Raw genomic sequence first — 23,909 nt, 5'->3', positions numbered from 1 at the left:
GGCGCGGGGAACTGCGCGATCAGCCCCCACCGGGTCGCACCCGCCCCCGGCGTCATGGGCGCGTGCGGACCCGACCGCCCCGCGGCCTGCGCGTGGCTGCTCACCGCAGGAGGCTTTAGGGGCGCGGGGAACTGCGCGACGAGCCCCACCGAGCCGCACCCGCCCTCGACGCGGACCCGACCGCCCCGCGGGCCCGCGCGTGGCCGCTCACCGCAGCCACCAGGGGCGCGGGGAACTGCGCGACCAGCCCCCACCGAGCCGCACCCACCCCCCGCCCCCCCACCTCACCGCCGAGCCCACCCCAGCGCCGTCATCAGTGCCACCGCGCCCGCCGTGACCGGGATGCCGTAGCCCGCCAGCGGCGAGACGTGGTCCACCGTCCAGCCACCCGCCGCGCTGCCGCAGGCGATTCCGGCGAGGAGGCCGGTCACGGCGAGGGTCATGCCCTCGTTGAGGTGGCCGGGTGGGGTGCGTCGCTGGACGAGGGTCATGCCGGTGACCATCGTCGGTGCGGTCGCCATCCCGGCGATCAGCAGCGCGGCGGCCAGGACGGGCAGGGAACCGGTGAGGGAGGCGGCCAGCAGGGGGAGGGTCAGCAGGGTCGTCATCGCGGCTATGCACCACACGTAACGGTCCTCCACGGACCCCGTGCCGGGCTGCCGCCGCACCCCGTAGACCAGCCCCGCCGCACACGACCCGGCCGCCTGGAGCGCGAGCACGATCCCGGCCGCCGAGCGGTGTCCCTGTGCGTCGGCGAAGGCGATGGTGACGACCTCCATGGAGCCGAAGACGGCACCCATGGCGAGACAGACGGCGAGGAGAGGAGGGACGCCGGGCGCCCGGAGGGGCGTCTCCGAGGACCCCCGCCCCAGCCCCCGCCCCAGCCCCCGCACGGGCACCCGCACGGGCCCCCGCACGGGCCCCCGCACGGGCCCCCGCACCGGCGGCTCCGTAGACCGCTGTGCCGTGAACACCAGCACACCCGACACCAGCAGCACCACCCCGGCCAGCGTCCCCGCCTCCGGGAAGAACGTCGTGCACAGGAAGGCCGCGAGCACCGGCCCCAGCATGAAGCACGCCTCGTCCACGGCCTGCTCGAAGGAGTTCGCGACATGCAGCGAGCTCTCGTCGCCGTCGAGGAGATGGGCCCACCGGGCACGGGACATGCCGCCGAGATTGGGGGTCGTGGCGGTGGCGGCGTACGCCACGAAGAGCGTCCAGGCGGGCGCCCCGAGGCGGACGCACAGCAGCAGCGCCAGCGAACCCAGGGCGGCGAGGACCGTGGCCGGCACGGCGATCTTGGCCTGTCCGTGTCGGTCGACGAGCCGCGCGGTCCACGGGGCGACGACCGCCGTGGCCCCGAGACCGGTCGCGGTGACGGCGCCGGCGAGGGCGTACGACCCCCGCGTCCCCGCGATCATCACGACCGCGCTGACGCCGAACATGCCCATGGGGAGCCGGGCGAGAAGGTTTCCGATGGTGAAGGCGCGGGCTCCGGGGGTGGCGAGAAGGCGGCGGTAGGGGCCGGGGGCGCGGCGGCGACGCGGGGCCCGCGGGCCGAAGTCGGCGATGACGAGCGTGTCCGCGGTCATGGTGAAGAGCGGTCGGTTCGGTTGCGGCATGCGCCCACCGTCGCGCGGGGACGATCAAGGGGTCCAACACCTTCTCCGTACCGATTCACGCACCCGTGTTGTAAGTTCGCCCGATGTCCGTGCCCAGCCCACGCCCCGGCCCCCGCTCCCCGCACCTGGACCCCCGGCTCCTGCGCGCCTTCCTCGCCGTCGCCGACGAGCTCCACTTCACGCGCGCGGCGGCTCGGCTCTACGTCGCCCAGCAGGGGCTCAGCCGTGATGTGCGGCGGCTGGAGCGGGAGTTGGGCGCCGAGCTGTTCGTGCGCACCACCCGGCAGGTGACGCTGACCGCCGACGGCGAGCGGCTGGTGCCGTACGCCCGCCGGGCCCTGGACGCCCAGGACGAACTGCTCGCCGCCTTCGCGCAGGCCCGCCCCCTGCTCGTGGACCTGAACTTCCCCGACCAGGCCACCGCCCGCGCCGTCCTGCTGCGGGCCCGGGAACTCGCCCCCGACCAGGAGCTGATGGCCCGCTACGAGAGCGGGCTGACGGGCGCGGCCGGGGAGCTGCTCGCCGGTCGCCTCGACGCCTCCTTCGGCCGGTTCGCCGGTCTGGACCCGGCGCTGCGGGCGGGCCTGGACCACCAGCCCGTGCGCTACGAACCCATGGCCCTCGTCCTGCCCGAGGACCACCCGCTGGCCTCTCTGGAGCGGGTGCCGCTCGCCGCCTTGGAGGGCGAGACCGTGTACGCGGGGGCCGGAAATCCGCGTACTCCGGAATGGACCGATCTCGCTCGTCGGCTGTTCGAAGGAAGAGGCATCCGGATCGCCCCGCCGATGCCGCTCGCGGTCGGCGACGAGGAGTTCCAGCGGATCATGGCCAAGATCCGAAACCCGATTCTGGTCGTCCTGGATTTTCCGGTCATGCCCGCCACGGTGCGGCGACCGCTGGTCGATCCGGTGCCGCTGTCGCCCGTGTCGTTGGTGTGGCGCAAGGGTCTGGTGCACCCCGCCTTCGACGCCCTCCGCCGTGCCGCGATCGAACTGTCCCTCGAACACGGGTGGCTCCGCCGACCATCGGACGGATGGATTCCAGCCATCGATGAGGCCGATATGAACATCCACAAATGACACGCGGCAAACACAGATGCTCCGTGTGCGCTACATTCGTGGCCTGAGCACGGTGTGGTAAGGGGGGCGCTCGGACCGGGTGGGGGCCTGGTTCAGCCGACGTGTGCTCAAGGTCGACAGCGCGCCCAGATCAGCCCGTGGGGGATGTGCGTGCGCGTGAAAAACTGGCGAGAAGACGCCCAACCGGAATGGCCCGAGGTCGCATCAGGCACCCAGGACATTCCGACGACGGGGGGCGCCACACAGACGTTCCCGGAAACCGGAGGACTTGGCTCGACCGGATCGGCGGGTTCGGCTGCGTCTACCGGCTCGACCGCATCTACCGGCTCGACCGGCTCGACCGGATCAGCGGGTGTGGCCGGAAGGCCGGACGCCGGCTTCTTCGGCTCGGCCGGTACGGAGGGCCCAGAGCCGACCGCCGACCGCTCCGGGACACCGGCGGGCTCGGCGGGACCGGGCGGCGACCGGGACTTCCCCGGAGCCCCGAGAGCGAACCGCGCCGGGGACGACCCGGAACCCGCGGGCCGCAGAGCCGTCGTACGCGACCCCTGGGACGAGTCCGGCATCGGTGTCGGCGGTACCCACGACCCGCACGAGGTGACCGTCCAGCTCGACGCGATCAGCCTGAGCGGCCAGGACCGCATCGAGGGCCGCCCCGGCTCCGAGGGCGGCTCCGAGGGCTCCGACGGCCCGGTCTTCGTCGACGAGTCGGGCAGGCGCAGCCGGCGCTTCCGCCGCATCGGCATCGCCGTCGGCCTGGCCTGCGCGGTCTACGCCGTCGTCATCGTCGTCACCCTGATGTCCGGCAACTCCAACGCGCCCTGGATCCCCATGAACGGGCCGAAGGACGATGCCCCGGCCGGCCAGGTCGACACCAGCCCGCTGCCGGCCGAGTCCACCGCGCCCTCCGCCGGCGCGGGAGTGCTCCCGGGGACCACCCCGACCGTCAGCGGCGGGGTGACACCGGCTCCCGGAGTCAGCGGCACCGCGCCGGGGGCCACCGTGAGTCCCGGCGGTCCGGGCGCGTCCGCCGACGCGCCGGCCACCGCCACCCAGCCGGGCGGCAAGCCGTCGTCGAGCGCCGACCCGTCGACGCAGCCGACGCAGTCGGTCACCCCGCCGCCCAGCCCCTCGGTCACCCCGCCCGCCACCACCAGCCCCGACCCCTCGGTCGCCCCGACCCAGACCACGGGCGGTGACAGCGCCGGACCCGGCACCGTCGCCCACGGCCCGGCGGCCCCCTCGCCCATCGCGTCGGAGACGTCCCAGACCTCGGCACCCGGCACCTCAGCCCCGGCGCCCTCCGACGCCCCGCTCTCCTCCCCGTCCCCGGAGTACATCCTCTGATGGCATCCCGCACCCGCCGCCCGGGGGCCGCACCAGGAGCCCCCGACGGCTCCAGGCGCCGTCGCCTGCCCATGCGCCTGCTGCTGCCCGTGCTCGTCCTCGTCGCGCTCATGGCGATGCTGATGCTGCGCGGCTACGTCCACAGCGAGATCCTCGCCGACCACCGCATCCAGCCCGAGGCCTCCTCCGACAAGGTGCCGGAGAAGATCATCGACGGCGGGCCGGTGATCGACACCCGCAGTGGCCGCGCCACCAGCCTGAGGATGCCCGACCACCGGCTCGTCCTCACCTTCGACGACGGCCCCGACCCGACCTGGACCCCCAAGGTCCTGGACGTCCTGAAGAAGCACCACGCGCACGCGGTCTTCTTCGTCACCGGCACCATGGCCTCCCGCTACCCGGACCTGGTCCAGCGCATGGTCGACGAGGGCCACGAGGTCGGGCTGCACACCTTCAACCACCCCGACCTGTCCTTCCAGTCGAAGAAGCGCATCGACTGGGAGCTCTCCCAGAACCAGCTCGCGCTCGCCGGCGCGGCCGGTATCCGCACCTCGCTCTTCCGGCCGCCGTACTCCTCCTTCGCCGACGCCATGGACAACAAGTCCTGGCCCGTCACCGAGTACATCGGCACCCGCGGGTACATCACGGTCGTCAACAACACCGACAGCGAGGACTGGCAGAAGCCCGGCGTCCGCCAGATCATCCGCAACGCCACGCCGAAGAACGGCAAGGGCGCGATCGTGCTGATGCACGACTCCGGCGGCGACCGCCACCAGACCGTCCAGGCGCTCGACCGGTTCCTGCCCGACATGAAGGACAAGGGCTACGAGTTCGACAACCTCACCGAGGCCCTCGACGCGCCCACCGCGCACACCGCGGTCACCGGTCCCGAGCTGTGGAAGGGCAAGGCGTGGATCTTCCTGGTCCAGGCCTCCGAGAACATCACCGGCTTCCTCGTCGTCGGACTGTCGATCATCGGCTCCCTGGTCATCGGCCGCTTCGTCCTGATGCTGCTGCTCTCGGGCATCCACGCCCGCCGGGTGCGCCGCAAGGACTTCCGCTGGGGCGTGCCGGTCACCGAGCCGGTGTCGGTGCTGGTCCCGGCGTACAACGAGGCCAAGTGCATCGAGAACACCGTCCGTTCCCTGATGGCGAGCGAGCACCCCATCGAGGTGCTCGTCATCGACGACGGCTCCAGTGACGGCACCGCCCGGATCGTGGAGGCGATGGGCCTGCCGAACGTCCGGGTCGTGCGCCAGCTCAACGCGGGCAAGCCGGCCGCCCTCAACCGCGGCCTGGCGAACGCCCGTTACGACATCATCGTGATGATGGACGGCGACACGGTCTTCGAGCCGTCGACCGTACGGGAGCTGGTGCAGCCCTTCGGCGACCCGCGCGTGGGAGCCGTCGCCGGCAACGCCAAGGTCGGCAACCGCGACTCGCTGATCGGCGCCTGGCAGCACATCGAGTACGTGATGGGCTTCAACCTCGACCGCCGGATGTACGACGTCCTGCGCTGCATGCCGACGATCCCGGGCGCGGTGGGAGCCTTCCGCCGCTCCGCCCTGGAACGCGTCGGTGGCATGAGCGACGACACCCTCGCCGAGGACACCGACATCACGATGGCCATGCACCGGGACGGCTGGCGCGTGGTCTACGCCGAGAAGGCGCGCGCCTGGACGGAGGCACCGGAGTCCGTCCAGCAGCTCTGGTCCCAGCGCTACCGGTGGTCGTACGGCACCATGCAGGCGATCTGGAAGCACCGGCGCGCGCTGGTGGAGCGGGGCCCCTCGGGCCGTTTCGGCCGCGTGGGCCTCCCGCTGGTCTCGCTGTTCATGGTCGTGGCCCCCCTGCTGGCCCCCCTGATCGACGTGTTCCTGCTCTACGGCGTCGTGTTCGGCCCGACCGGGAAGACGATCCTGGCCTGGCTGGGCGTCCTCGCGATCCAAGTGGTCTGCGCCGCCTACGCGTTCCGTCTCGACCGGGAACGCATGACCCATCTGATCTCGCTGCCGTTGCAGCAGATCCTGTACCGCCAGCTCATGTACGTCGTACTGCTCCAGTCCTGGATCACGGCCCTCACCGGGGGCCGCCTGCGCTGGCAGAAGCTGCGCCGCACGGGAGTCGTCGAGGCACCGGGCGGACCGGTGCCGAGACAGCGGACGCGCAGTGAGAGCGACGAGCGGAGGCCGGTCGGATGACGCAGGAGTACACGGCGGAGCAGCCGACGGCGGTCGCCGCCGCCCCCAAGGCGCCGGGCCGGGACCGCTATCTGGACCTTCTCCGCTCCCTCGCCCTGGTGCGCGTGGTCCTCTACCACCTGTTCGGCTGGGCCTGGCTGAGCGTGCTGTTCCCGTCGATGGGCGTGATGTTCGCGCTGGCGGGCTCGCTGATGGCGAGGTCGCTGAACCGGCCCGCCCTGAGCGTGATCAGGGGCCGCGTACGCCGGCTCCTGCCCCCGCTGTGGGCGTTCAGCGCGGTGGTGCTGCCGCTGATGTTCGTGGGCGGCTGGAAGCTGTCGGAGGATCCGGACCACAGCGGCACCTGGGGCCTGCTGGAGCTGGTCAACTACGTCGTGCCGATCGGGGCGCCGCCGTACCCCTGGGAGGTCGGCTTCCCGAACGACCTGCTGGAGAGCACCTGGGCCGACCAGGCGGTGGGCCCGCTGTGGTACCTCCGCGCGTACCTGTGGTTCGTGCTGGCGTCCCCGCTGCTGCTGTGGGCGTTCCGCAGGGTGCCGTGGGCGACGCTGCTGGCCCCGCTGGCGCTGACGGCCGTGGTCGGCACGGGAGTCGTCACGATCCCCGGCGAACTGGGCAACGCGGTCACCGACTTCGCGGTCTACGGCAGTTGCTGGGTCCTCGGCTTCGCGCACCACGAGGGGGTGCTGGCGAAGGTCCCGCGCTATCTCGCCGTCTCCGCCGCGGTCCTGGTGATGGCGTTCGGCCTGTGGTGGGCCTCGGGCCACCTCGGCCCCGAGGGCTGGGACCTCAACGACATCCCGCTGGCCCAGGCGGCCTGGTCCTTCGGCTTCGTCGTGATCCTCCTCCAGTACTCCCCGTCCTGGCAGGAGCTCCCGGGCCGCCTGGCCCGCTGGGACAAGCTGGTCACCCTCTCCAACAACCGTGCCGTCACGATCTACCTCTGGCACAACCTGCTCATCATGGCCACGGTCCCGATCATCGACCTGGCCTACCGCCTCCCCTTCATGCAGGGCGAGCGCGCGGTGGCCGCCCTCGACTCCACGGACACCCTGTGGATGTTCTTCCTGGTGTGGCCCCTGATCGCCCTCGCGATCCTGGCCTTCGGCTGGATCGAGGACCTGGCGGCGAAGAGGAGGCCACGGCTGTGGCCGAACGGAGTGAAGCGGGGACGGGCGAAGGCGCCGGCGCGCGCGGGCCACGGGGCCTGACGGCTCACGGACGCGACCTCGGATGAACGTCACGCTCCTGTCCCTGCCGACGACGGAGACCGTCGCCGGGTTCGACCATGTCGTCGCCCGGTTCCGTGCACCGGAGACGGGCGACGCCTCCCCCTTCGGCTCCTGCGACCTGGGGGAGGAAGCGGGAGTCGTCGAGGAGTTGCTGCTGCGTGCGGGCGCGGGCGAGCTCGCGGGTCTCGCCGCCTTCGGCGGGTCCGTCCTCGGGGACGACCGTGTCGGTACGGCATGCACGCTGCTGTCGGTCGACGAGGTGGTGCGGGTCCACGGATTCCTCGCCGCGGTCGGCACCGCGGGTGTGACGGCCCGGATGGCCGACGTGCTGGCCACGATCGTGCGAGGAGACGTCCCGTACGGTTACGCGGATGATCTCACCGAGCTGGTCGACGAGTTGAGCGTCCTCTTCGCGTCGGCCGCGCGGCACGGGCTCTGCGTGGTGCACGTCCATGAGGGATGAGGGACTCCAGGACGCGGCAGCCAGGAGGGTGCGCGGGCTCCAACGGGTTCGACCTGTCCGACCTGCGTGACCGGCTCGAAGGTGTCGTCCGGCTCGGCGACGGTCCCACGACCTCTCATCCCGCCCGTCCCCGGGGTGAGAGCAAAGTTCCTTCACGGTCACTCGGGGAAACACAGGCAGGAAACGCGCCCTCCCTACGTTCGGGATCAGCCACTCGTAGCAGGACCTGAGCCCGTCGCACCGTGGAGGCGTCATGACAGCCCCTAGTACAGCCCCCGCACCCCCGAGCAGGGGCGGTCGCTGGATCGAGCAGTGGGATCCGGAGGACGAGACCTTCTGGCAGGAGACTGGTGAGAAGGTCGCCCGGCGGAACCTGCTCTTCTCCGTGCTCTCCGAGCACATCGGGTTCTCGATCTGGACCATGTGGTCCGTGCTGGTGCTCTTCATGGGACCGGAGTACGGGCTGACCCCAGCCGACAAGTTCCTGCTCACGTCGATGGTGACGCTCGTCGGGGCCGTCGTCCGCGTCCCCTACACCTTCGCCGTCGCCATCTTCGGCGGGCGGAACTGGACGATCATCTCGGCCAGTCTGCTGCTCGTCCCGACCGTCGCCGCCTTCGCCGTCATGAAGCCGGGCACCTCCTTCTCCACCTTCCTCCTGGTCGGCCTGCTGGCCGGCATCGGCGGCGGCAACTTCGCCTCCTCCATGACCAACATCAACGCCTTCTTCCCGCTCAGGAAGAAGGGGTGGGCCCTCGGCCTGAACGCCGGCGGCGGCAACATCGGCGTGCCCGTCATCCAGCTCATCGCCCTCGCCGTCATCGGGGCCAGCGGCGGACCGAGGGTCCTTCTCGGGATCTACATCCCGCTCATCCTCGTCGCCGCCTGTCTCGCCGCGCTGTACATGGACAACCTCTCGTCCGTGCGGAACGACACCGGCGCCGCCAAGGACGCCGCCCGTGACGCCCATACCTGGATCATGTCCTTCCTCTACATCGGGACGTTCGGGTCGTTCATCGGGTACGCCTTCGCCTTCGGCCAGGTCCTTCAGGTGCAGTTCGGGCGTACGCCGCTGCAGGCCGCGTACCTCACCTTCATCGGCCCGCTGCTCGGCTCCCTCATCCGTCCCCTGGGCGGCTGGCTCGCCGACAAGTACGGCGGCGCGAAGATCACCCTCTACAACTACGTGGCCATGGCCGCCGCCACCGGTGTCCTGATCGGCGCCAGCATGGCGAGGTCGCTGCCGCTGTTCGTCTCCGTCTTCGTGGTGCTGTTCGTCCTCAGCGGCCTCGGCAACGGGTCGACCTTCAAGATGATCCCGGGCATCTTCCAGGCCAAGGCGTTCGCCGAGGGACTGGAGGGCGAGGCGGCCGCCGCGTACGGCCGACGCCTCTCCGGTGCCTCCATGGGCCTCATCGGCGCGGTGGGCGCGCTCGGCGGCGTGGGCATCAACCTGGCCTTCCGCCAGTCCTTCCTCACCAACGGCTCCGGCACCGGCGCCTTCGTCACCTTCCTCGTCTACTACGCCCTCTGCTTCGGGGTGACCTGGGCCGTATACCTTCGCCGTACGGCCGCCAAGGGGACGACCACGGCCGCCGCCGAGACGAAGCCGCAGCTCAGCTATGCCGAGGTGTGACGTAACACCGGCGACATGAACCGGAACCGAGCCTGTCACGAGCCGTTGACAGGCTCGGTCGGCATGTAGGGACGACCCACGTACGACTGTGTACGACGACTCGAGTGCGGGACGAGAGCCATGTACGAGGAACAGCAGGCAGCAGAGCGACACGGCCCCCTCGCGGGGTTCACCGTGGGAGTCACGGCCGCGCGCCGGGCGGACGAACTCGGTGCGCTGCTCCAGCGCCGCGGCGCCGCGGTCCTGCACGCGCCGGCCCTGCGGATCGTGCCCCTCTCCGACGACAGCGAACTGCTGGCGGCGACGAAGGACCTCATCGACCAGGCGCCGGACGTCGTGGTGGCCACCACCGCCATCGGCTTCCGGGGCTGGGTCGAGGCCGCCGACGGATGGGGGCTCGGGGAGCCGCTCCTGGCCCGGCTGCGCGAGGTGGAGCTGCTCGCGCGCGGCCCGAAGGTCAAGGGCGCGGTGCGGGCCGCCGGGCTGACGGAGGACTGGTCGCCGTCGTCCGAGTCCATGGCCGAGGTGCTGGACCGGTTGCTGGAGGAGGGCGTCGAGGGGCGCCGGGTAGCCATCCAGCTCCACGGCGAGCCGCTGCCCGGGTTCGTGGAGGCGTTGCGGGCCGGGGGAGCGGAGGTCGTGGGGGTGCCGGTGTACCGCTGGATGCCGCCGGAGGACATCGGTCCCGTGGACCGGCTCCTGGACGCGGCGGTCTCGCGGGGCCTGGACGCGCTGACCTTCACGAGCGCGCCGGCCGCGGCCTCGCTGCTGTCCCGGGCCGAGGACCGCGGCCTGCTGCCGGAGCTGCTCGCCGCCCTCGCCCACGACGTGCTGCCGGCGTGCGTCGGGCCGGTGACGGCGTTGCCGTTGCAGGCGCGGGGCGTGGAGACGGTCTCGCCGGAGCGCTTCCGGCTCGGACCGCTCGTGCAGTTGCTGTGCCAGGAACTGCCCGCCCGGGCCCGGTCGCTGCCCGTCGCCGGTCACCGGGTGGAGATCCGGGGGCACGCGGTGCTGGTCGACGGGGAGCTGCGGCCGGTGCCGCCCGCGGGGATGTCGTTGCTGCGGGCGCTGTCCCGGCGGCCCGGGTGGGTGGTGTCCCGGGCGGAGCTTCTGCGGGCGCTGCCGGGGACGGGCCGTGACGAACACGCGGTGGAGACGGCGATGGCCCGCCTCCGCACGGCCCTCGGCGCCCCGAAGCTGATCCAGACGGTGGTGAAGCGGGGCTACCGCCTCGCCCTGGACCCGGCGGCGGACGCGAAGTACGCGGACGCGTAGGTTCCACACCCTGCCGCCCCTGTCCGGCCATTCTTCCAGCGGCCGGCGCGCCTCGGACACCGCCGCCAGGGGGCTCTGCCCCCGGACCCCCGCTCCTCAAGCGCCGGAGGGGCTGACTTCGCCCGGGGTGTGTTGCCAGGTGCGGCGGCCGTACAGGGCCAGTGCCCTGGTCAGGCAGCCCAGTGTGGCCGTCAGCAGCACCGTCCGCACCGCGTTCCACGCCAGCCACGGGTCCTCGAACTCCGCGCGCAGGGTGGCGGGGTCGCCGTCGCGGGCGAGGGCGTCGTTGAGGGGGACGTTGCCGGCGACGGTGACCAGGAAGGCCAGGGCGGAGAGCACCAGGGCCGCCCGCACCCACCTCCGGTGGCCGCTGCCCCGCGCCTGCCACGCGGCCACCGCCGTGAGCAGCGGGGCGCCCAGGAAGCTCAGGAAGAACACCGGGTTCTGGATGACCTCGTTGATGTCCCGCATCACCGTGACGTAGACGGTGTCGTCGCTGCGGGCCAGGGCCGGCATCACGGCGCACGCGAAGACGTAGAAGGCCCCGGCGATCAGGCCGGTGGCGACCGTGGCCGCGCCCAGGACGAGGCCGCTGCTCCTGCTGCTCTGTGTCATGCGACCAGTCAAGGGCCCCGCCCGGCGCGCCGACATGGCCGAGACGCGCCCCCGCATACGTGCGCGTCCAGGCACCGCTCCCGGTACGGGGGGTTCCGGCGGCGGGGGCGGGAAGGCACTGTGGGAGGGAGCCCCGGAACAGCCACGCACAGCCTCGAAGCACTTCACCGACCCCTCACGACCGGGGCACCCCTAGGCGGTGACAGGCACATGGCACTGGGTACGGCCACGGTCGCGTACGAGCTGCGGTTCGACGCCGGACGGATCTGTCTCGACCTCCTCGCGACCACCCACCCCGAGGAACGCCTCGACTCGACCGAGGTGCTCGGCGCCTGGATCGTCGGCTCGGGGCTGGTGCCGCGGGGGACGGACCTGACGCACGCGGACCCGTCCTGGCTCGCCGGCTTCCGCGAACTGCGCGGACGCGTCGGACAGTTGGTGCGGGGCGTCCCCGGACACGGTTACGACCTCGCGCTCGCCCACGTCAACGAGGCCGCCCGGGCCGCGCCGCCCGCCCCGCGCGCGGTGCCGGACGAGGACGGTTCGCTGGTGCGCGAGCTGGGCGGTCCGCCCGACTGCGCGGCACTGCTCGGGGCCATCGCCAGGGACGCCGTGGAACTGCTCACGGACCCCGTCGCCAGGGCGGCGATCAGGGAGTGCGAAGGGGACAATTGCCCCATCGTCTACCTCGACACCTCACGGGGGCGCAGGAGGCGCTGGTGCTCCAGTGAGGTCTGCGGGAACCGCGAAAGGGTGGCCCGGCACCGACGGCGCGCGGCCCTCTCCCGGAGCTGACTGGTCGTTATGTCCCTTCTGTGAGGCGGCTGTCGAAGTGATTTCGATTACATGTTGTTTACTCGCTCAACCTCACGGGCCGTAGTCGTGATCTTGCCCGTGTGGCGGAAATGTAAAGATCACGCGGCGGGAATGTGCGCGCATGTCCTGTCTCGTCACGTCACTCAGAAGAAAACTGTCGCCACCCTTTGAACATCCAACTCGTCACGTCCGTACCCGTAGTCGAGCGACCGACTGGGGGAACCCCCGGACATCGGAGGTGGGCGTGCGCAAGGATTCCGTCGTGGCCAATGAACGTGGATCGAGGGCCCGACATCGCATGTCCCAGCCCTCGGAACCTGATGAGGAGCTGATGCGTGCCCTGTACCGGGAGCACGCCGGACCTCTCCTTGCGTACGTCCTTCGTCTGGTCGCGGGTGACCGCCAGAGAGCCGAGGACGTGGTGCAGGAAACACTCATCCGTGCCTGGAAGAACGCCGGACAGCTCAATCGAGCGACCGGATCGGTACGCCCCTGGCTGGTGACGGTCGCCCGGCGCATCGTCATCGACGGCCACCGCAGCCGGCAGGCCCGGCCGCAGGAGGTCGATCCGTCGCCGCTGGAGGTCATCCCCGCGGAGGACGAGATCGACAAGGCGCTGTGGCTGATGACGCTGTCGGACGCGCTCGACGACCTGACCCCCGCCCACCGGGAGGTGCTCGTCGAGACGTACTTCAAGGGGCGTACCGTCAACGAGGCGGCCGAGACACTGGGCATCCCCAGCGGAACCGTCCGCTCGCGGGTCTTCTACGCCCTGCGGTCGATGAAGCTCGCACTGGAGGAGCGGGGGGTGACAGCGTGATGGGTGTTTACGGGGGTAACCAGGGATTCGGCACAGGTGGTTCGGGTATGTCTGGCTCCATGATGGGATCTCCGGTGCCGAACGAGCACGAGACCGTCGGCGCCTACGCCCTCGGAATCCTCGACGACGCCGAGGCGACCGCCTTCGAGGCCCATCTCGCGACCTGCGAGTGGTGCGCGCAACAGCTCGACGAGCTCGCCGGCATGGAGCCGATGCTCGCCGCCCTCGCGGACCTGCCGGGCTCCGGCACCCCCGCGATCGGGGAGTCGCTATCCGCCAAGCCCAGTCCGCGGATCGTGAACAAGCTCGTGGACGAGGTCGCCGAGCGCCGGGCGCAGAAGCGGCGCCGCAGCTTCTACATGGTCGCGGCCGCGGCCGCGCTGATCATCGGCGGTCCGTTCGTCGCCATGGCGGCGAGCGGCGGCGACTCGGACGGCGGGGCCAAGCAGGGACAGGTCCTGGCGGCCACCCCGAAGGAACTCTTCGAGTCCATGAGCGACAAGGTGTCCGCCACCGACTCCACGACCGGCGTCAGCGCGACCGTCGCCATGCAGGAGAAGAACTGGGGCACCTCGCTCGGCCTGGAGCTCAAGGGCGTCAAGGGACCGCTCAAGTGCTCGCTGATCGCGGTCGGCACCAACGGTGAGCGCTGGACGGCGTCCACCTGGTCCGTCGGCAAGTGGGGCTACGGCATCCCGGACGGCAAGACCCCGGAGTCCAAGCAGCCGCTCTACATCGGCGGCGCGGTCGCTCCGGCCCAGAACGACATCGATCACTTCGAGGTCGTCGACTCCGACGGCAACAAGCTCGTCCAGGTCGACGCGTAACTTCCCGCCGGGGCCCCCTTCGCGTACGGTTGACGGCTGCCCAGCACGTCAGAAGGGGGCCCGGTGGCCGCTCAGGCTCAACCATCTGCGGTCGGCTCGGTTCAGGACTCGGTTCGGGACCGTGAGATCAGCGTCGAACAGGAACATCTGGACCGGGTCTACCGGCGCCTGGAGGAGAAGATCCACGAGGCGGAGTTCCTGATGAACGACGCGGCCAAGCGTGGCCAGGTCGGCACGCCCGGCGCGCTCGCCGAGCGGGACGCCCAGGTCTTCCGGGCCGGCGTCCACCTCAACCGGCTCAACAACGAGTTCGAGGACTTCCTGTTCGGCCGGATCGACCTGCTCCCCGGCAAGGACGGCAAGAAGGGTCCCGACGGGGCCTACACCGCCGTCGAACCCGCCGAGGGCGCGGTCCGCGAGGACAACACCGCCGACATCGCCGAGACCCTGCACATCGGCCGGATCGGGGTCCTGGACTCCGACTACGCGCCACTCGTCATCGACTGGCGGGCGCCGGCCGCCGCGCCCTTCTACAGGTCCACTCCGGTGGATCCCGGGCGTGTCGTCAGACGCCGGGTCATCCGCTCCAAGGGCCGCAGGGTCCTCGGCGTCGAGGACGACCTCATGCGCCCCGAGCTCACGGCCTTCCTCGACGGCCACGAGCTGCCCGTCATCGGCGACGGCGCCCTCATGGCCGCGCTCGGCCAGGCCCGCAGCCACACCATGCGGGACATCGTCGCCTCCATCCAGGCCGAGCAGGACCTGGTGATCCGCGCGCCCGCCGCGTCCGTGACGTACGTCGAGGGCGGCCCCGGCACCGGCAAGACCGCCGTGGCCCTGCACCGCGCGGCCTACCTGCTCTACCAGGACCGCCGCCGGTACTCGGGCGGCATCCTCATCGTCTCGCCCACCCCCCTGCTGGTCGCGTACACCGAGGGCGTCCTGCCCTCCCTCGGCGAGGAGGGCCAGGTCGCCATCCGCGCGATCGGCTCCCTGGTCGACGGCGTCGAGGCCACCTTGTACGACTCCCCGGCGGTGGCCCGCGCCAAGGGCTCGTACCGGATGCTGAAGGTGCTGCGGAAGGCGGCGCGGGGCGTGCTGGAGCTGGGCACCGGCGGTGCGGGCCGGCCTTCCGGCCGGTCCGGCTCCGGCCAGCTCTCCTTCGGCGACTTCGGTGACCTCGACGCCGGCACCGGGGACGGGAACGGCGCCGCCGGCGCCGTATCCCCGCAGCCCCCGGCCGGACCCCCGACCCGCCTGCGGGTCGTCGCCTTCGGCCGGCGGCTGGAGCTGGAGGCGGACGAGCTGGAACGTATCCGCCGCAACGCCCTCGGCGGCACCGCGCCCGTCAACCTGCTGCGGCCCCGCGCCCGCAAGCTGCTGCTGGACGCGCTGTGGTCGCGCTCCGGGGCGGGCGGCCGGCACACCGACCCGGAGCTGGCCGCCGAGCTGCGGTCGTCCTTCGACGAGGACATCACCTCCGAGGACGGCTTCGTCGAGTTCCTCGACGCCTGGTGGCCCGAGCTCACCCCGAAGGCCGTCCTCGCCGCCATGGCCGACGAGCGGCGCCTCGGCCGCTGGGCCCGGCGCATCCTCAACCCCGGCGAGATCCGCCGGGTCGCCCGCTCGCTCCGGCGCGACGGCCTGAGCGTGCACGACATCGCCATGCTCGACGAGCTCCAGGCGGTGCTCGGCACCCCGGCCCGGCCCAGGAAGCGGCGCGAGCTGGACCCGCTCGACCAGCTCACCGGTCTGGAGGAGCTGATGCCGGTCCGCGAGGAGTCGCAGCGCGAGCGGGCCGAGCGGCTCGCCCAGGAGCGGGTCGAGTACGCCCACGTCATCGTCGACGAGGCCCAGGACCTCACGCCCATGCAGTGGCGCATGGTCGGCCGCCGTGGCCGGCACGCCACCTGGACGGTCGTCGGCGACCCCGCCCAGTCCTCCTGGTCCGACCCCGACGAGGCCGCCGAGGCCCGCGACGAGGCTCTCGGGACCCGGCCGCGCCGCCGCTTCCAGCTCACCGTCAACTACCGCAACCCCTCGGAGATCGCCGACCTCGCGGCCAAGGTGCTGGCGCTGGCCATGCCGGGCGCGGAGTCCCCGCGGGCCGTCCGGTCCACCGGCGTCGAGCCCCGCTTCACCGTGGTGCGCAAGTCGCTGGGCGAGACCGTCCGCGAGGAGGCCGCCCGGCTCCTCGGTCTGGTCGACGGCACCGTCGGTGTCGTGGTCGCCATGAACCGCCGGGAGGAGGCGGCCCGCTGGCTCACCGGACTCGGCGACAGGGTCGTGGCGCTCGGCAGCCTGGAGGCCAAGGGCCTGGAGTACGACGCCACCGTGGTCGTCTCCCCGGCCGAGATCGCCGACGAGTCGCCCGCCGGACTGCGGGTGCTCTACGTCGCCCTCACCCGGGCCACCCAGCAGCTCACGGTCGTCTCGGCGGAGCGCGACCAGCCGGACGGGGAGGGCGTGCCGGACCTGTTGAGAGATTGAACTCTCCGTACGGGAATGGTCTTTCGGGATCTGTTTGTTAGCCTGGATGTGACACCGGCCCGATCCAAGCCCCCGGGCCCAACCTTCGTCGCTACGAGCGACCACTTGCCGCGAGGCGAGCATGGCGGGTCGGTGTCACTGACCTGGTGAGAGGCCCACGTCCATGTGACGTGGGCCTCTTTCGCATGAATGTCCCTGTGAACAAAACGTCCGCAATCCGGGGCGGCTAACGCCTACTCATCAGTAGGTGCGACGATCGGACGGCATCAGCGTCACCCGTGAAAGCAGAGGAAGTCGGCCATGGCAACGGCGCCCAGCGTCTCCTACTCGATGACGGTCCGGCTGGAGGTGCCCGCGAGCGGAACCGCCGTCTCGCAGCTCACCACCGCCGTGGAGTCCTCCGGAGGCTCGGTGACCGGCCTCGACGTCACCGCGTCCGGCCACGAGAAGCTCCGCATCGACGTCACCATCGCGGCCAGCTCCACCAAGCACGCCGACGAGATCGTCGAGGAGCTGCGCGGCATCGAGGGCGTCACGCTCGGCAAGGTGTCCGACCGTACGTTCCTGATGCACCTCGGCGGCAAGATCGAGATGGCGTCGAAGCACCCCATCCGCAACCGCGACGACCTCTCGATGATCTACACCCCGGGCGTGGCCCGCGTGTGCATGGCGATCGCCGAGAACCCCGAGGACGCGCGCCGCCTCACCATCAAGCGCAACTCCGTTGCGGTCGTGACGGACGGCTCGGCCGTGCTGGGCCTGGGCAACATCGGCCCCAAGGCCGCCCTCCCGGTCATGGAGGGCAAGGCGGCCCTCTTCAAGCGGTTCGCCGGGATCGACGCCTGGCCGCTGTGCCTGGACACCCAGGACACCGACGCGATCGTCGAGATCGTCAAGGCGATCGCCCCCGGGTTCGCCGGCATCAACCTCGAGGACATCTCCGCGCCCCGCTGCTTCGAGATCGAGGCCCGGCTGCGCGAGGCCCTCGACATCCCCGTCTTCCACGACGACCAGCACGGCACCGCGATCGTCGTCCTCGCCGCCCTGACCAACGCCCTGCGCGTCACCGGCAAGGCGATCGAGAACATCCGGGTCGTCATGTCCGGCGCCGGTGCGGCCGGTACGGCCATCCTCAAGCTGCTGATCGCCGCGGGCGTCAAGAACGCCGTAGTCGCCGACATCCACGGTGTCGTGCACGCCGGCCGCGAGGACCTCGTCGAGGCCGCTCCGGGCTCCGCGCTGCGCTGGATCGCCGACAACACCAACCCCGAGAACCTGACCGGGACGCTGAAGGAGGCCGTTCGCGGCGCCGACGTCTTCATCGGCGTCTCGGCCCCCAACGTCCTCGACGGCACCGACGTGGCCGCCATGGCGGAGGGCGCGATCGTGTTCGCGCTCGCGAATCCCGACCCCGAGGTCGACCCGGCGATCGCCCGCCAGACGGCGGCCGTCGTGGCCACCGGCCGCTCCGACTTCCCGAACCAGATCAACAACGTGCTGGTCTTCCCGGGTGTCTTCCGCGGCCTGCTGGACGCCCAGTCCCGCACGGTCAACACGGAGATGATGCTCGCGGCCGCGAAGGCTCTCGCGGACGTCGTCACCCCGGACGAGCTGAACCCGAACTACATCATCCCGAGCGTCTTCAACGACAAGGTCGCGGGCGCGGTGGCCGGTGCGGTGCGGGACGCGGCGAAGGCCGCGGGCGCGACGGCGTAGGGCCCGCGAGCGGGGCTGAGGACCCGCGTCTACAGTGGTCGTCGTATGTTTGTTCGGCTGTGAGGATTGCCACGGCGGTCCTCCGGCCCGGCGCGTCGCGAAACCGGGCGCTTCACGCCACCCTCTAGGGTGGCGCCACGCCCAGGCCTCTGTTCGTGTGACCCCCTAGGGTGTTCATGCGAGTCCTACGGGTGCCGGATTGGCTTTCCCGCAGCAGGTAGGGGCAGGATGCGTCTCTGGGCGCGAGCGCATCGGCTTCGCTGTGCCTCGTGTGCGGCCCCGCCGCGTGGCACACCCCAACGGCAAGAAGAACACGGGAGTAACAACATGAACCGCAGTGAGCTGGTGGCCGCGCTGGCCGACCGCGCCGAGGTGACCCGCAAGGACGCCGACGCCGTTCTGGCCGCGTTCGCCGAGACCGTCGGCGAGATCGTCGCCAAGGGCGACGAGAAGGTCACCATCCCCGGCTTCCTGACCTTCGAGCGCACCCACCGTGCCGCTCGCACCGCGCGCAACCCGCAGACCGGTGACCCGATCCAGATCCCGGCCGGCTACAGCGTCAAGGTTTCGGCGGGCTCCAAGCTCAAGGAAGCCGCCAAGGGCAAGTAAGCGCTCCGCTTCGAGCGCCGGGTAACTGCGGGCCGTCCTTCGGCTGACGGGACCGCCGTGGCTGGTCGCGCAGTTCCCCGCGCCCCCTCGGGGCGCTCAGCACAACGCCGATGGGGCGGTCACCCGAGTCCGGGGGACCGCCCCATCGGCGTACGTACGACAGGTACTACCCGAGCGCCTTGCCGGGGAGTTCCACCTTCGCGCTGAGCTCCAGGAGCTTCAGGCCATGCGGACGGGGCGGTCACCTGGTGTGGTGGCCGCCCCGTCGGGGTGTTCAGGGGGTGGGTCAGCCGAGCGCCTTGCCCGGCAGTTCCACCTTCGCGCCGAGTTCCACGAGTTTGTCCATGAAGTTCTCGTAGCCTCGGTTGATGAGGTCGATGCCGTGGACCCGGGACGTGCCCTGGGCCGCGAGGGCCGCGATCAGGTACGAGAAGCCGCCGCGCAGGTCGGGGATGACCAGGTCGGCGCCCTGGAGCTTGGTGGGACCCGAGACGACCGCCGAGTGCAGGAAGTTGCGCTGGCCGAAGCGGCAGTCGGAGCCGCCCAGGCACTCGCGGTAGAGCTGGATGTGTGCGCCCATCTGGTTGAGCGCGGAGGTGAAGCCGAGGCGGGACTCGTAGACCGTCTCGTGGATGATCGACAGGCCCGTGGCCTGGGTGAGGGCGACCACCAGCGGCTGCTGCCAGTCCGTCTGGAAGCCCGGGTGCACGTCCGTCTCGAGTGCGATGGACTTCAACTGGCCGCCGGGGTGCCAGAACCGGATGCCCTCGTCGTCGATCTCGAAGGCACCGCCCACCTTCCGGTAGGTGTTCAGGAACGTCATCATCGAGCGCTGCTGGGCGCCGCGGACGTAGATGTCGCCCTCGGTCGCCAGCGCGGCGGACGCCCAGGAGGCGGCCTCCAGGCGGTCCGGCAGGGCGCGGTGGTTGTAGCCGCCGAGCCGGTCCACGCCCGTGACGCGGATGGTCCGGTCGGTGTCCATCGCGATGATGGCGCCCATCTTCTGCAGAACGCAGATGAGGTCCTCGATCTCCGGCTCCACCGCGGCGTTGGAGAGCTCGGTGACGCCCTCGGCGAGGACCGCCGTCAGCAGCACCTGCTCGGTCGCGCCGACGGACGGGTAGGGCAGCCGGATCTTCGTGCCGCGCAGCCGCCGCGGCGCCTCCAGGAACTGCCCGTCCGCGCGCTTCTCGATCGTCGCGCCGAACTGCCGCAGCACCTCGAAGTGGAAGTCGATGGGCCGGCCGCCGATGTCGCAGCCGCCGAGACCGGGGATGAAGGCGTGCCCCAGGCGGTGCAGCAGCGGACCGCACAGGAGGATCGGGATCCGCGAGGAACCCGCGTGGGCATCGATGTCAGCGACGTTGGCGCTCTCGACGTGCGTCGGGTCCATCACCAGCTCGCCCGGTTCCTCACCCGGATGGACCGTCACACCGTGCAGTTGCAGCAGCCCGCGTACGACACGCACGTCACGGATGTCCGGAACGTTGCGCAGTCGACTCGGCTCGCTGCCCAGCAGGGCGGCGACCATGGCCTTCGGTACGAGGTTCTTCGCACCGCGGACACGGATCTCGCCCTCCAGCGGGGTTCCGCCGTGGACAAGCAGTACGTCGTCAGAGCCGTTGACGGTCATGTATCTCGCGTTCCGATGAGTCGGGCAGGGGCCAGAAGGGACAAGGGTAATCGCCGCCTACCCCCCTTCTGTAAGCCCAAGTGCCGCTCAGTCACGTCATAGCTCTGTCACAACACGGCCTGCTAGTCGCCGGGCACAAGGGGTCACCGGCGCCCGGCGTGCGCTCGCGGCGCACCGGTGCGCTCTGAGCTGCATCCACCGTCGTCGGGGCATTGCCTCCCCACGCGGAGGGAAGATGCGGGATCATGTCTGGCATGACCGAGGTGTCCTCGCTCACAGGGCGGTTGCTCGTGGCAACGCCCGCCCTGGCGGACCCGAACTTCGACCGCGCGGTGGTGCTGCTCCTCGACCACGACGAGGAGGGCTCCCTCGGCGTCGTCCTCAACCGGCCCACCCCGGTGGACGTCGGCGACATCCTGGAGGGCTGGGCCGACCTCACGGGCGAACCCGGAGTCGTCTTCCAGGGCGGTCCGGTCTCCCTGGACTCGGCCCTGGGGGTCGCCGTCATCCCCGGCGGCGGAGCCGTCGACGGGGCGCCGCTGGGCTGGCGCCGGGTGCACGGCGCGATCGGGCTGGTCGACCTGGAGGCCCCGCCTGAGCTGCTCGCCTCGGCCCTCGGCAGCCTGCGCATCTTCGCCGGGTACGCCGGCTGGGGCCCGGGCCAGTTGGAGGACGAGCTGGTGGAGGGTGCCTGGTACGTCGTCGAGTCGGAGCCCGGTGACGTCTCCTCCCCGGCCCCGGAGAGACTGTGGCGCGAGGTGCTGCGCCGCCAGCGCAACGAGCTGGCGATGGTGGCCACGTACCCGGACGACCCTTCGCTCAACTGATCCATGTGAGCTTCAGTACTCTTGGGCTTATGAGCACTCTCGAGCCCGAGCGCGGGACTGGTACGGGGACCCTCGTCGAGCCCACGCCGCAGACTTCCCACGGCGACGGCGACCACGAGCGCTTCGCCCACTACGTCCAGAAGGACAAGATCATGGCGAGCGCCCTCGACGGGACCCCCGTCGTGGCGCTGTGCGGCAAGGTGTGGGTACCCGGCCGCGATCCCAAGAAGTACCCCGTGTGTCCCATGTGCAAGGAGATCTACGAGTCGATGGGCTCCGGGGACGACGAGGGCAAGGGCGGCGACAAGTAGCCGTCCGGCCCGACTGAGCTTCACGAGGCCTCCGAGGCGTGTGTTCCGCACGCCTCGGAGGCCTTTCGCGTGTCACGAAGTGGTGGAGACCTCTTGTGGGCGTGTTCATGCAAGCCATAACCTCCGTTGCGTTGAGCGAAACCGTCATTGCATATGTTGCAACGCACGCCCGGAGGATCACTCCATGAAGCTCTCCCCGCGCCGCAGCGCCGTCGCGACCGTGCTTCTGTCCGCCCTCGTCGTCACCGCCTGCACACCGCAGACCTCCTCCAACTCCGCCTCCGACAAGGACGACAAGAGCGGCACCCTGCGTGTCTGGCTCTTCCAGGAGGTCGGCAACAAGCCGAAGGAGAAGGTCGTCGACTCGGTCGTCAGCGCCTTCGAGAAGGCCCACGAGGGCACACAGGTCGACGTCGAGTACATCCCGGTCGAGACCCGCGCCCAGCGCGTCAAGGCCGCCTTCAACGACCCCTCCTCCGCACCCGACGTGATGGAGTACGGCAACACCGACACCGCCGGCTACGTCAAGGACGGCGGACTCCTCGACGTCACCCGGGAGTTCGGCGACTGGAGCGAGGCCAAGGACACCGACCCCACGGCGAAGACCTCGGTCACCGTGGACGGGAAGGTGTACGGCTCGCCGTTCTACGTCGGCGTCCGCGCGCTGTACTACCGGACCGACCTCTTCGACGAACTCGGCCTGGAAGTCCCGAAGACCATGGCCGAGTTGGCTGCCACGGCCCGCAGGATCCGGGCCGCGAAGCCCGCGTTGTACGGCCTCGTCGTCGGCGGCGCCTACACGTACGGCGCGATGCCCTTCCTCTGGGCCAACGGCGGCGAACTCGCCACCGGCAAGGGCGGCTCGTACACCTCGGCGATCGACGGCGCGGCCGCGCAGAAGGGCATCAAGGAGTACACCTCGCTCTTCACCGACGACAACTGCCCCGCCGCCAAGTGCGCCGGCATGGGCGGCAACGACACGGTCACCGCGTTCGCGGCCGGCAAGGCGGGCATGGCGATCGGAGGCGACTTCAGCCATGCGGCGGTGGAGGCCGGCAAGGTCAAGGGCAAGTACGCCGTGGTGCCGCTGCCCGGCGTCTCCGCCGGGTCGATCGCACCCGCCTTCGCCGGCGGCAACAACATCGGGGTGCTGAAGAGCACTTCGCACCGCACGCTCGCCGTCCGGCTCATGGAGCAGCTCACGTCGAAGAAGACGCAGGCCGCGATGTTCGACGCGATGGGGTTCCTGCCGACCTTCGCGGACGTCCGGCAGCAGGCGGCGGCCGAGCGGCCGTACGTGCAGCCGTTCGCGCAGACCCTCGCGGCCGGCACGAAGTTCGTGCCCGCGTCCCCCGCGTGGTCGCAGATCGACTCCTCGCTGGTGCTGCCGACGATGTTCCAGTCGGTCATCAGCGGCAAGAAGAGCGTGGCGGCGGCCTCCGAGGAAGCGGCGGCGAAGATGAACGACGCGTTCGGCACCGCCGGGTGACCTCGGTGAACACCCGCGCCACCTGGACCCCGTGGCTCTATCTCGCCCCCGCCCTCGCCGTCCTCGGCGGCCTGCTCGTCTACCCCGTCTACCAGCTCGGCCTGATCTCCTTCTTCGAGTACACCCAGGCCCAGGTCAGCGGCGGGGCCCCGACCACCTTCCAGGGATTCGGGAACTACTCGGCGCTCTTGTCCGACCCGGAGTTCTGGCAGGTGCTGCTGGCCACCGTGCTGTTCGCGGCGGCCTGCGTCGTCTCGACGCTCGCCGTCGGATGCGCGCTGGCGGTGCTCCTCACGCGGGTGCGTGCCCTGCCTCGGCTGGCGCTGATGCTGGCCGCGCTCGGGGCGTGGGCGACCCCGGCGGTGACCGGGTCGACGGTCTGGCTGTTCCTCTTCGACCCCGACTTCGGCCCGGTGAACCGGCTGCTGGGGCTCGGCGACCACTCCTGGACGTACGGGCGGCTCAGCGCCTTCCTCCTCGTCCTGCTCGAAGTCGTCTGGTGCTCCTTCCCGTTCGTGATGGTCACCGTCTACGCCGGGATCCGGGCCGTCCCTGCCGAGGTGCTGGAGGCCGCCGCGCTGGACGGGGCCTCGCAGTGGCGGATCTGGCGGTCCGTGCTCGCGCCGATGCTGCGCCCGATCCTGACCGTGGTCACCATCCAGTCGGTCATCTGGGACTTCAAGGTCTTCACGCAGATCTACGTCATGACGAACGGCGGCGGCATCGCGGGCCAGAACCTCGTCCTGAACGTCTACGCCTACCAGCAGGCGTTCGCCTCCTCGCGGTACAGCCTCGGCTCGGCGATCGGGGTCGTGATGCTGCTGATCCTGCTCGCCGTCACGCTGGTGTACCTGCGGCTGCTGCACCGCCAGGGGGAGGACCTGTGAATCTTCCACTGCTG

20 protein-coding genes are annotated in these 23,909 nt (G+C 71.0%); 17 read left to right on the top strand and 3 right to left on the bottom strand.

The features are described from left to right. Nucleotides 1-284: 284 nt before the first annotated feature. Entirely contained in the window at nt 285-1,622 is a 1,338-nt protein-coding gene (locus ACZ66S_RS04570) for an MFS transporter (RefSeq protein ID WP_469899582.1), read from the bottom strand. Between the two features lie 83 nt (nt 1,623-1,705). Here ACZ66S_RS04570 and ACZ66S_RS04565 point away from each other — a divergent pair, with 83 nt between their 5' ends. The 7 genes from ACZ66S_RS04565 to ACZ66S_RS04535 all read left to right on the top strand — a co-directional run bounded on the left by ACZ66S_RS04565 (nt 1,706) and on the right by ACZ66S_RS04535 (nt 10,855). Continuing rightward, the gene (locus tag ACZ66S_RS04565) at nt 1,706-2,701 is read left to right on the top strand and encodes a LysR family transcriptional regulator (protein WP_469899581.1); all 996 of its coding nucleotides are present in this window, start codon (nt 1,706-1,708) and stop codon (nt 2,699-2,701) included. A gap of 354 nt (nt 2,702-3,055) precedes the next feature. Further along, on the top strand, nt 3,056-4,048 hold the full coding sequence (locus ACZ66S_RS04560; RefSeq protein ID WP_469899580.1) for a hypothetical protein: 993 nt from the start codon (nt 3,056-3,058) through the stop codon (nt 4,046-4,048). After that, nucleotides 4,048-6,249 (top strand): polysaccharide deacetylase family protein, encoded by a 2,202-nt coding sequence (locus tag ACZ66S_RS04555; RefSeq protein WP_469899579.1) that lies wholly within the window; start codon nt 4,048-4,050, stop codon nt 6,247-6,249. Before ACZ66S_RS04560 ends, ACZ66S_RS04555 begins: the two co-directional genes overlap by 1 nt. Beyond that, entirely contained in the window at nt 6,246-7,460 is a 1,215-nt protein-coding gene (locus ACZ66S_RS04550; protein ID WP_469899577.1) for an acyltransferase family protein, read from the top strand. The genes ACZ66S_RS04555 and ACZ66S_RS04550 overlap by 4 nt, the downstream gene beginning before the upstream one ends. 22 nt (nt 7,461-7,482) lie before the next feature. Then, nucleotides 7,483-7,944, top strand: a complete 462-nt coding sequence (locus ACZ66S_RS04545) for a hypothetical protein (protein WP_469899576.1) — start codon at nt 7,483-7,485, stop codon at nt 7,942-7,944. 253 nt (nt 7,945-8,197) lie between these two features. Then, entirely contained in the window at nt 8,198-9,580 is a 1,383-nt protein-coding gene (locus tag ACZ66S_RS04540; protein ID WP_469899575.1) for a nitrate/nitrite transporter, read from the top strand. Nucleotides 9,581-9,700: 120 nt separating this feature from the next. Beyond that, the gene (locus tag ACZ66S_RS04535; protein WP_469899573.1) at nt 9,701-10,855 is read left to right on the top strand and encodes a uroporphyrinogen-III synthase; all 1,155 of its coding nucleotides are present in this window, start codon (nt 9,701-9,703) and stop codon (nt 10,853-10,855) included. Nucleotides 10,856-10,951: 96 nt separating this feature from the next. Here the strand turns inward: ACZ66S_RS04535 and ACZ66S_RS04530 are convergent, their stop codons facing one another. Continuing rightward, entirely contained in the window at nt 10,952-11,470 is a 519-nt protein-coding gene (locus tag ACZ66S_RS04530) for an anthrone oxygenase family protein (RefSeq protein ID WP_469899572.1), read from the bottom strand. Between the two features lie 210 nt (nt 11,471-11,680). Here ACZ66S_RS04530 and ACZ66S_RS04525 point away from each other — a divergent pair, with 210 nt between their 5' ends. The 6 genes from ACZ66S_RS04525 (at nt 11,681) to ACZ66S_RS04500 (ending at nt 18,748) form a co-directional block, all read left to right on the top strand. Beyond that, nucleotides 11,681-12,265 (top strand): CGNR zinc finger domain-containing protein, encoded by a 585-nt coding sequence (locus tag ACZ66S_RS04525; RefSeq protein WP_469899571.1) that lies wholly within the window; start codon nt 11,681-11,683, stop codon nt 12,263-12,265. A 319-nt stretch (nt 12,266-12,584) separates the two neighbouring features. Then, a complete protein-coding gene (locus ACZ66S_RS04520) occupies nt 12,585-13,106 on the top strand; it encodes a sigma-70 family RNA polymerase sigma factor (protein WP_010039908.1) in 522 nt (173 codons plus the stop codon). 59 nt (nt 13,107-13,165) lie between these two features. Continuing rightward, nucleotides 13,166-13,933, top strand: coding sequence for an anti-sigma factor family protein (locus ACZ66S_RS04515; protein ID WP_469899570.1), 768 nt, complete (start codon nt 13,166-13,168; stop codon nt 13,931-13,933). A gap of 63 nt (nt 13,934-13,996) precedes the next feature. Next, nucleotides 13,997-16,423 (top strand): HelD family protein, encoded by a 2,427-nt coding sequence (locus ACZ66S_RS04510; protein WP_469899569.1) that lies wholly within the window; start codon nt 13,997-13,999, stop codon nt 16,421-16,423. Nucleotides 16,424-16,723: 300 nt separating this feature from the next. Next, nucleotides 16,724-18,139, top strand: coding sequence for an NAD-dependent malic enzyme (locus tag ACZ66S_RS04505; protein WP_469899568.1), 1,416 nt, complete (start codon nt 16,724-16,726; stop codon nt 18,137-18,139). Nucleotides 18,140-18,466: 327 nt separating this feature from the next. After that, nucleotides 18,467-18,748 (top strand): HU family DNA-binding protein, encoded by a 282-nt coding sequence (locus tag ACZ66S_RS04500; protein WP_007382399.1) that lies wholly within the window; start codon nt 18,467-18,469, stop codon nt 18,746-18,748. Nucleotides 18,749-19,034: 286 nt separating this feature from the next. Here the strand turns inward: ACZ66S_RS04500 and murA are convergent, their stop codons facing one another. Next, nucleotides 19,035-20,381: a UDP-N-acetylglucosamine 1-carboxyvinyltransferase gene (gene murA, locus ACZ66S_RS04495; protein ID WP_469899567.1), complete on the bottom strand. Its 1,347-nt coding sequence runs from the start codon at nt 20,379-20,381 to the stop codon at nt 19,035-19,037. Nucleotides 20,382-20,635: 254 nt separating this feature from the next. Between murA and ACZ66S_RS04490 the strand changes: the two genes are divergently transcribed. From ACZ66S_RS04490 to ACZ66S_RS04475, 4 genes are all read left to right on the top strand, one after another. Next, nucleotides 20,636-21,208, top strand: coding sequence for a YqgE/AlgH family protein (locus tag ACZ66S_RS04490; protein ID WP_020121222.1), 573 nt, complete (start codon nt 20,636-20,638; stop codon nt 21,206-21,208). Nucleotides 21,209-21,237: 29 nt separating this feature from the next. After that, complete coding sequence (locus ACZ66S_RS04485) at nt 21,238-21,519, top strand: DUF3039 domain-containing protein (RefSeq protein WP_053846429.1); 282 nt, start codon at nt 21,238-21,240, stop codon at nt 21,517-21,519. 184 nt (nt 21,520-21,703) lie between these two features. After that, entirely contained in the window at nt 21,704-23,008 is a 1,305-nt protein-coding gene (locus ACZ66S_RS04480; RefSeq protein WP_469899566.1) for an extracellular solute-binding protein, read from the top strand. Then, a complete protein-coding gene (locus ACZ66S_RS04475) occupies nt 23,005-23,895 on the top strand; it encodes a carbohydrate ABC transporter permease (RefSeq protein WP_469899565.1) in 891 nt (296 codons plus the stop codon). The genes ACZ66S_RS04480 and ACZ66S_RS04475 overlap by 4 nt, the downstream gene beginning before the upstream one ends. Nucleotides 23,896-23,909 lie beyond the last annotated feature (14 nt).

It is taken from the genome of Streptomyces sp. NPDC107471 (assembly GCF_055582845.1).
Note: the sequence above shows the minus strand (reverse complement) of the source record. Positions and strands in the feature narration are given on the sequence as shown.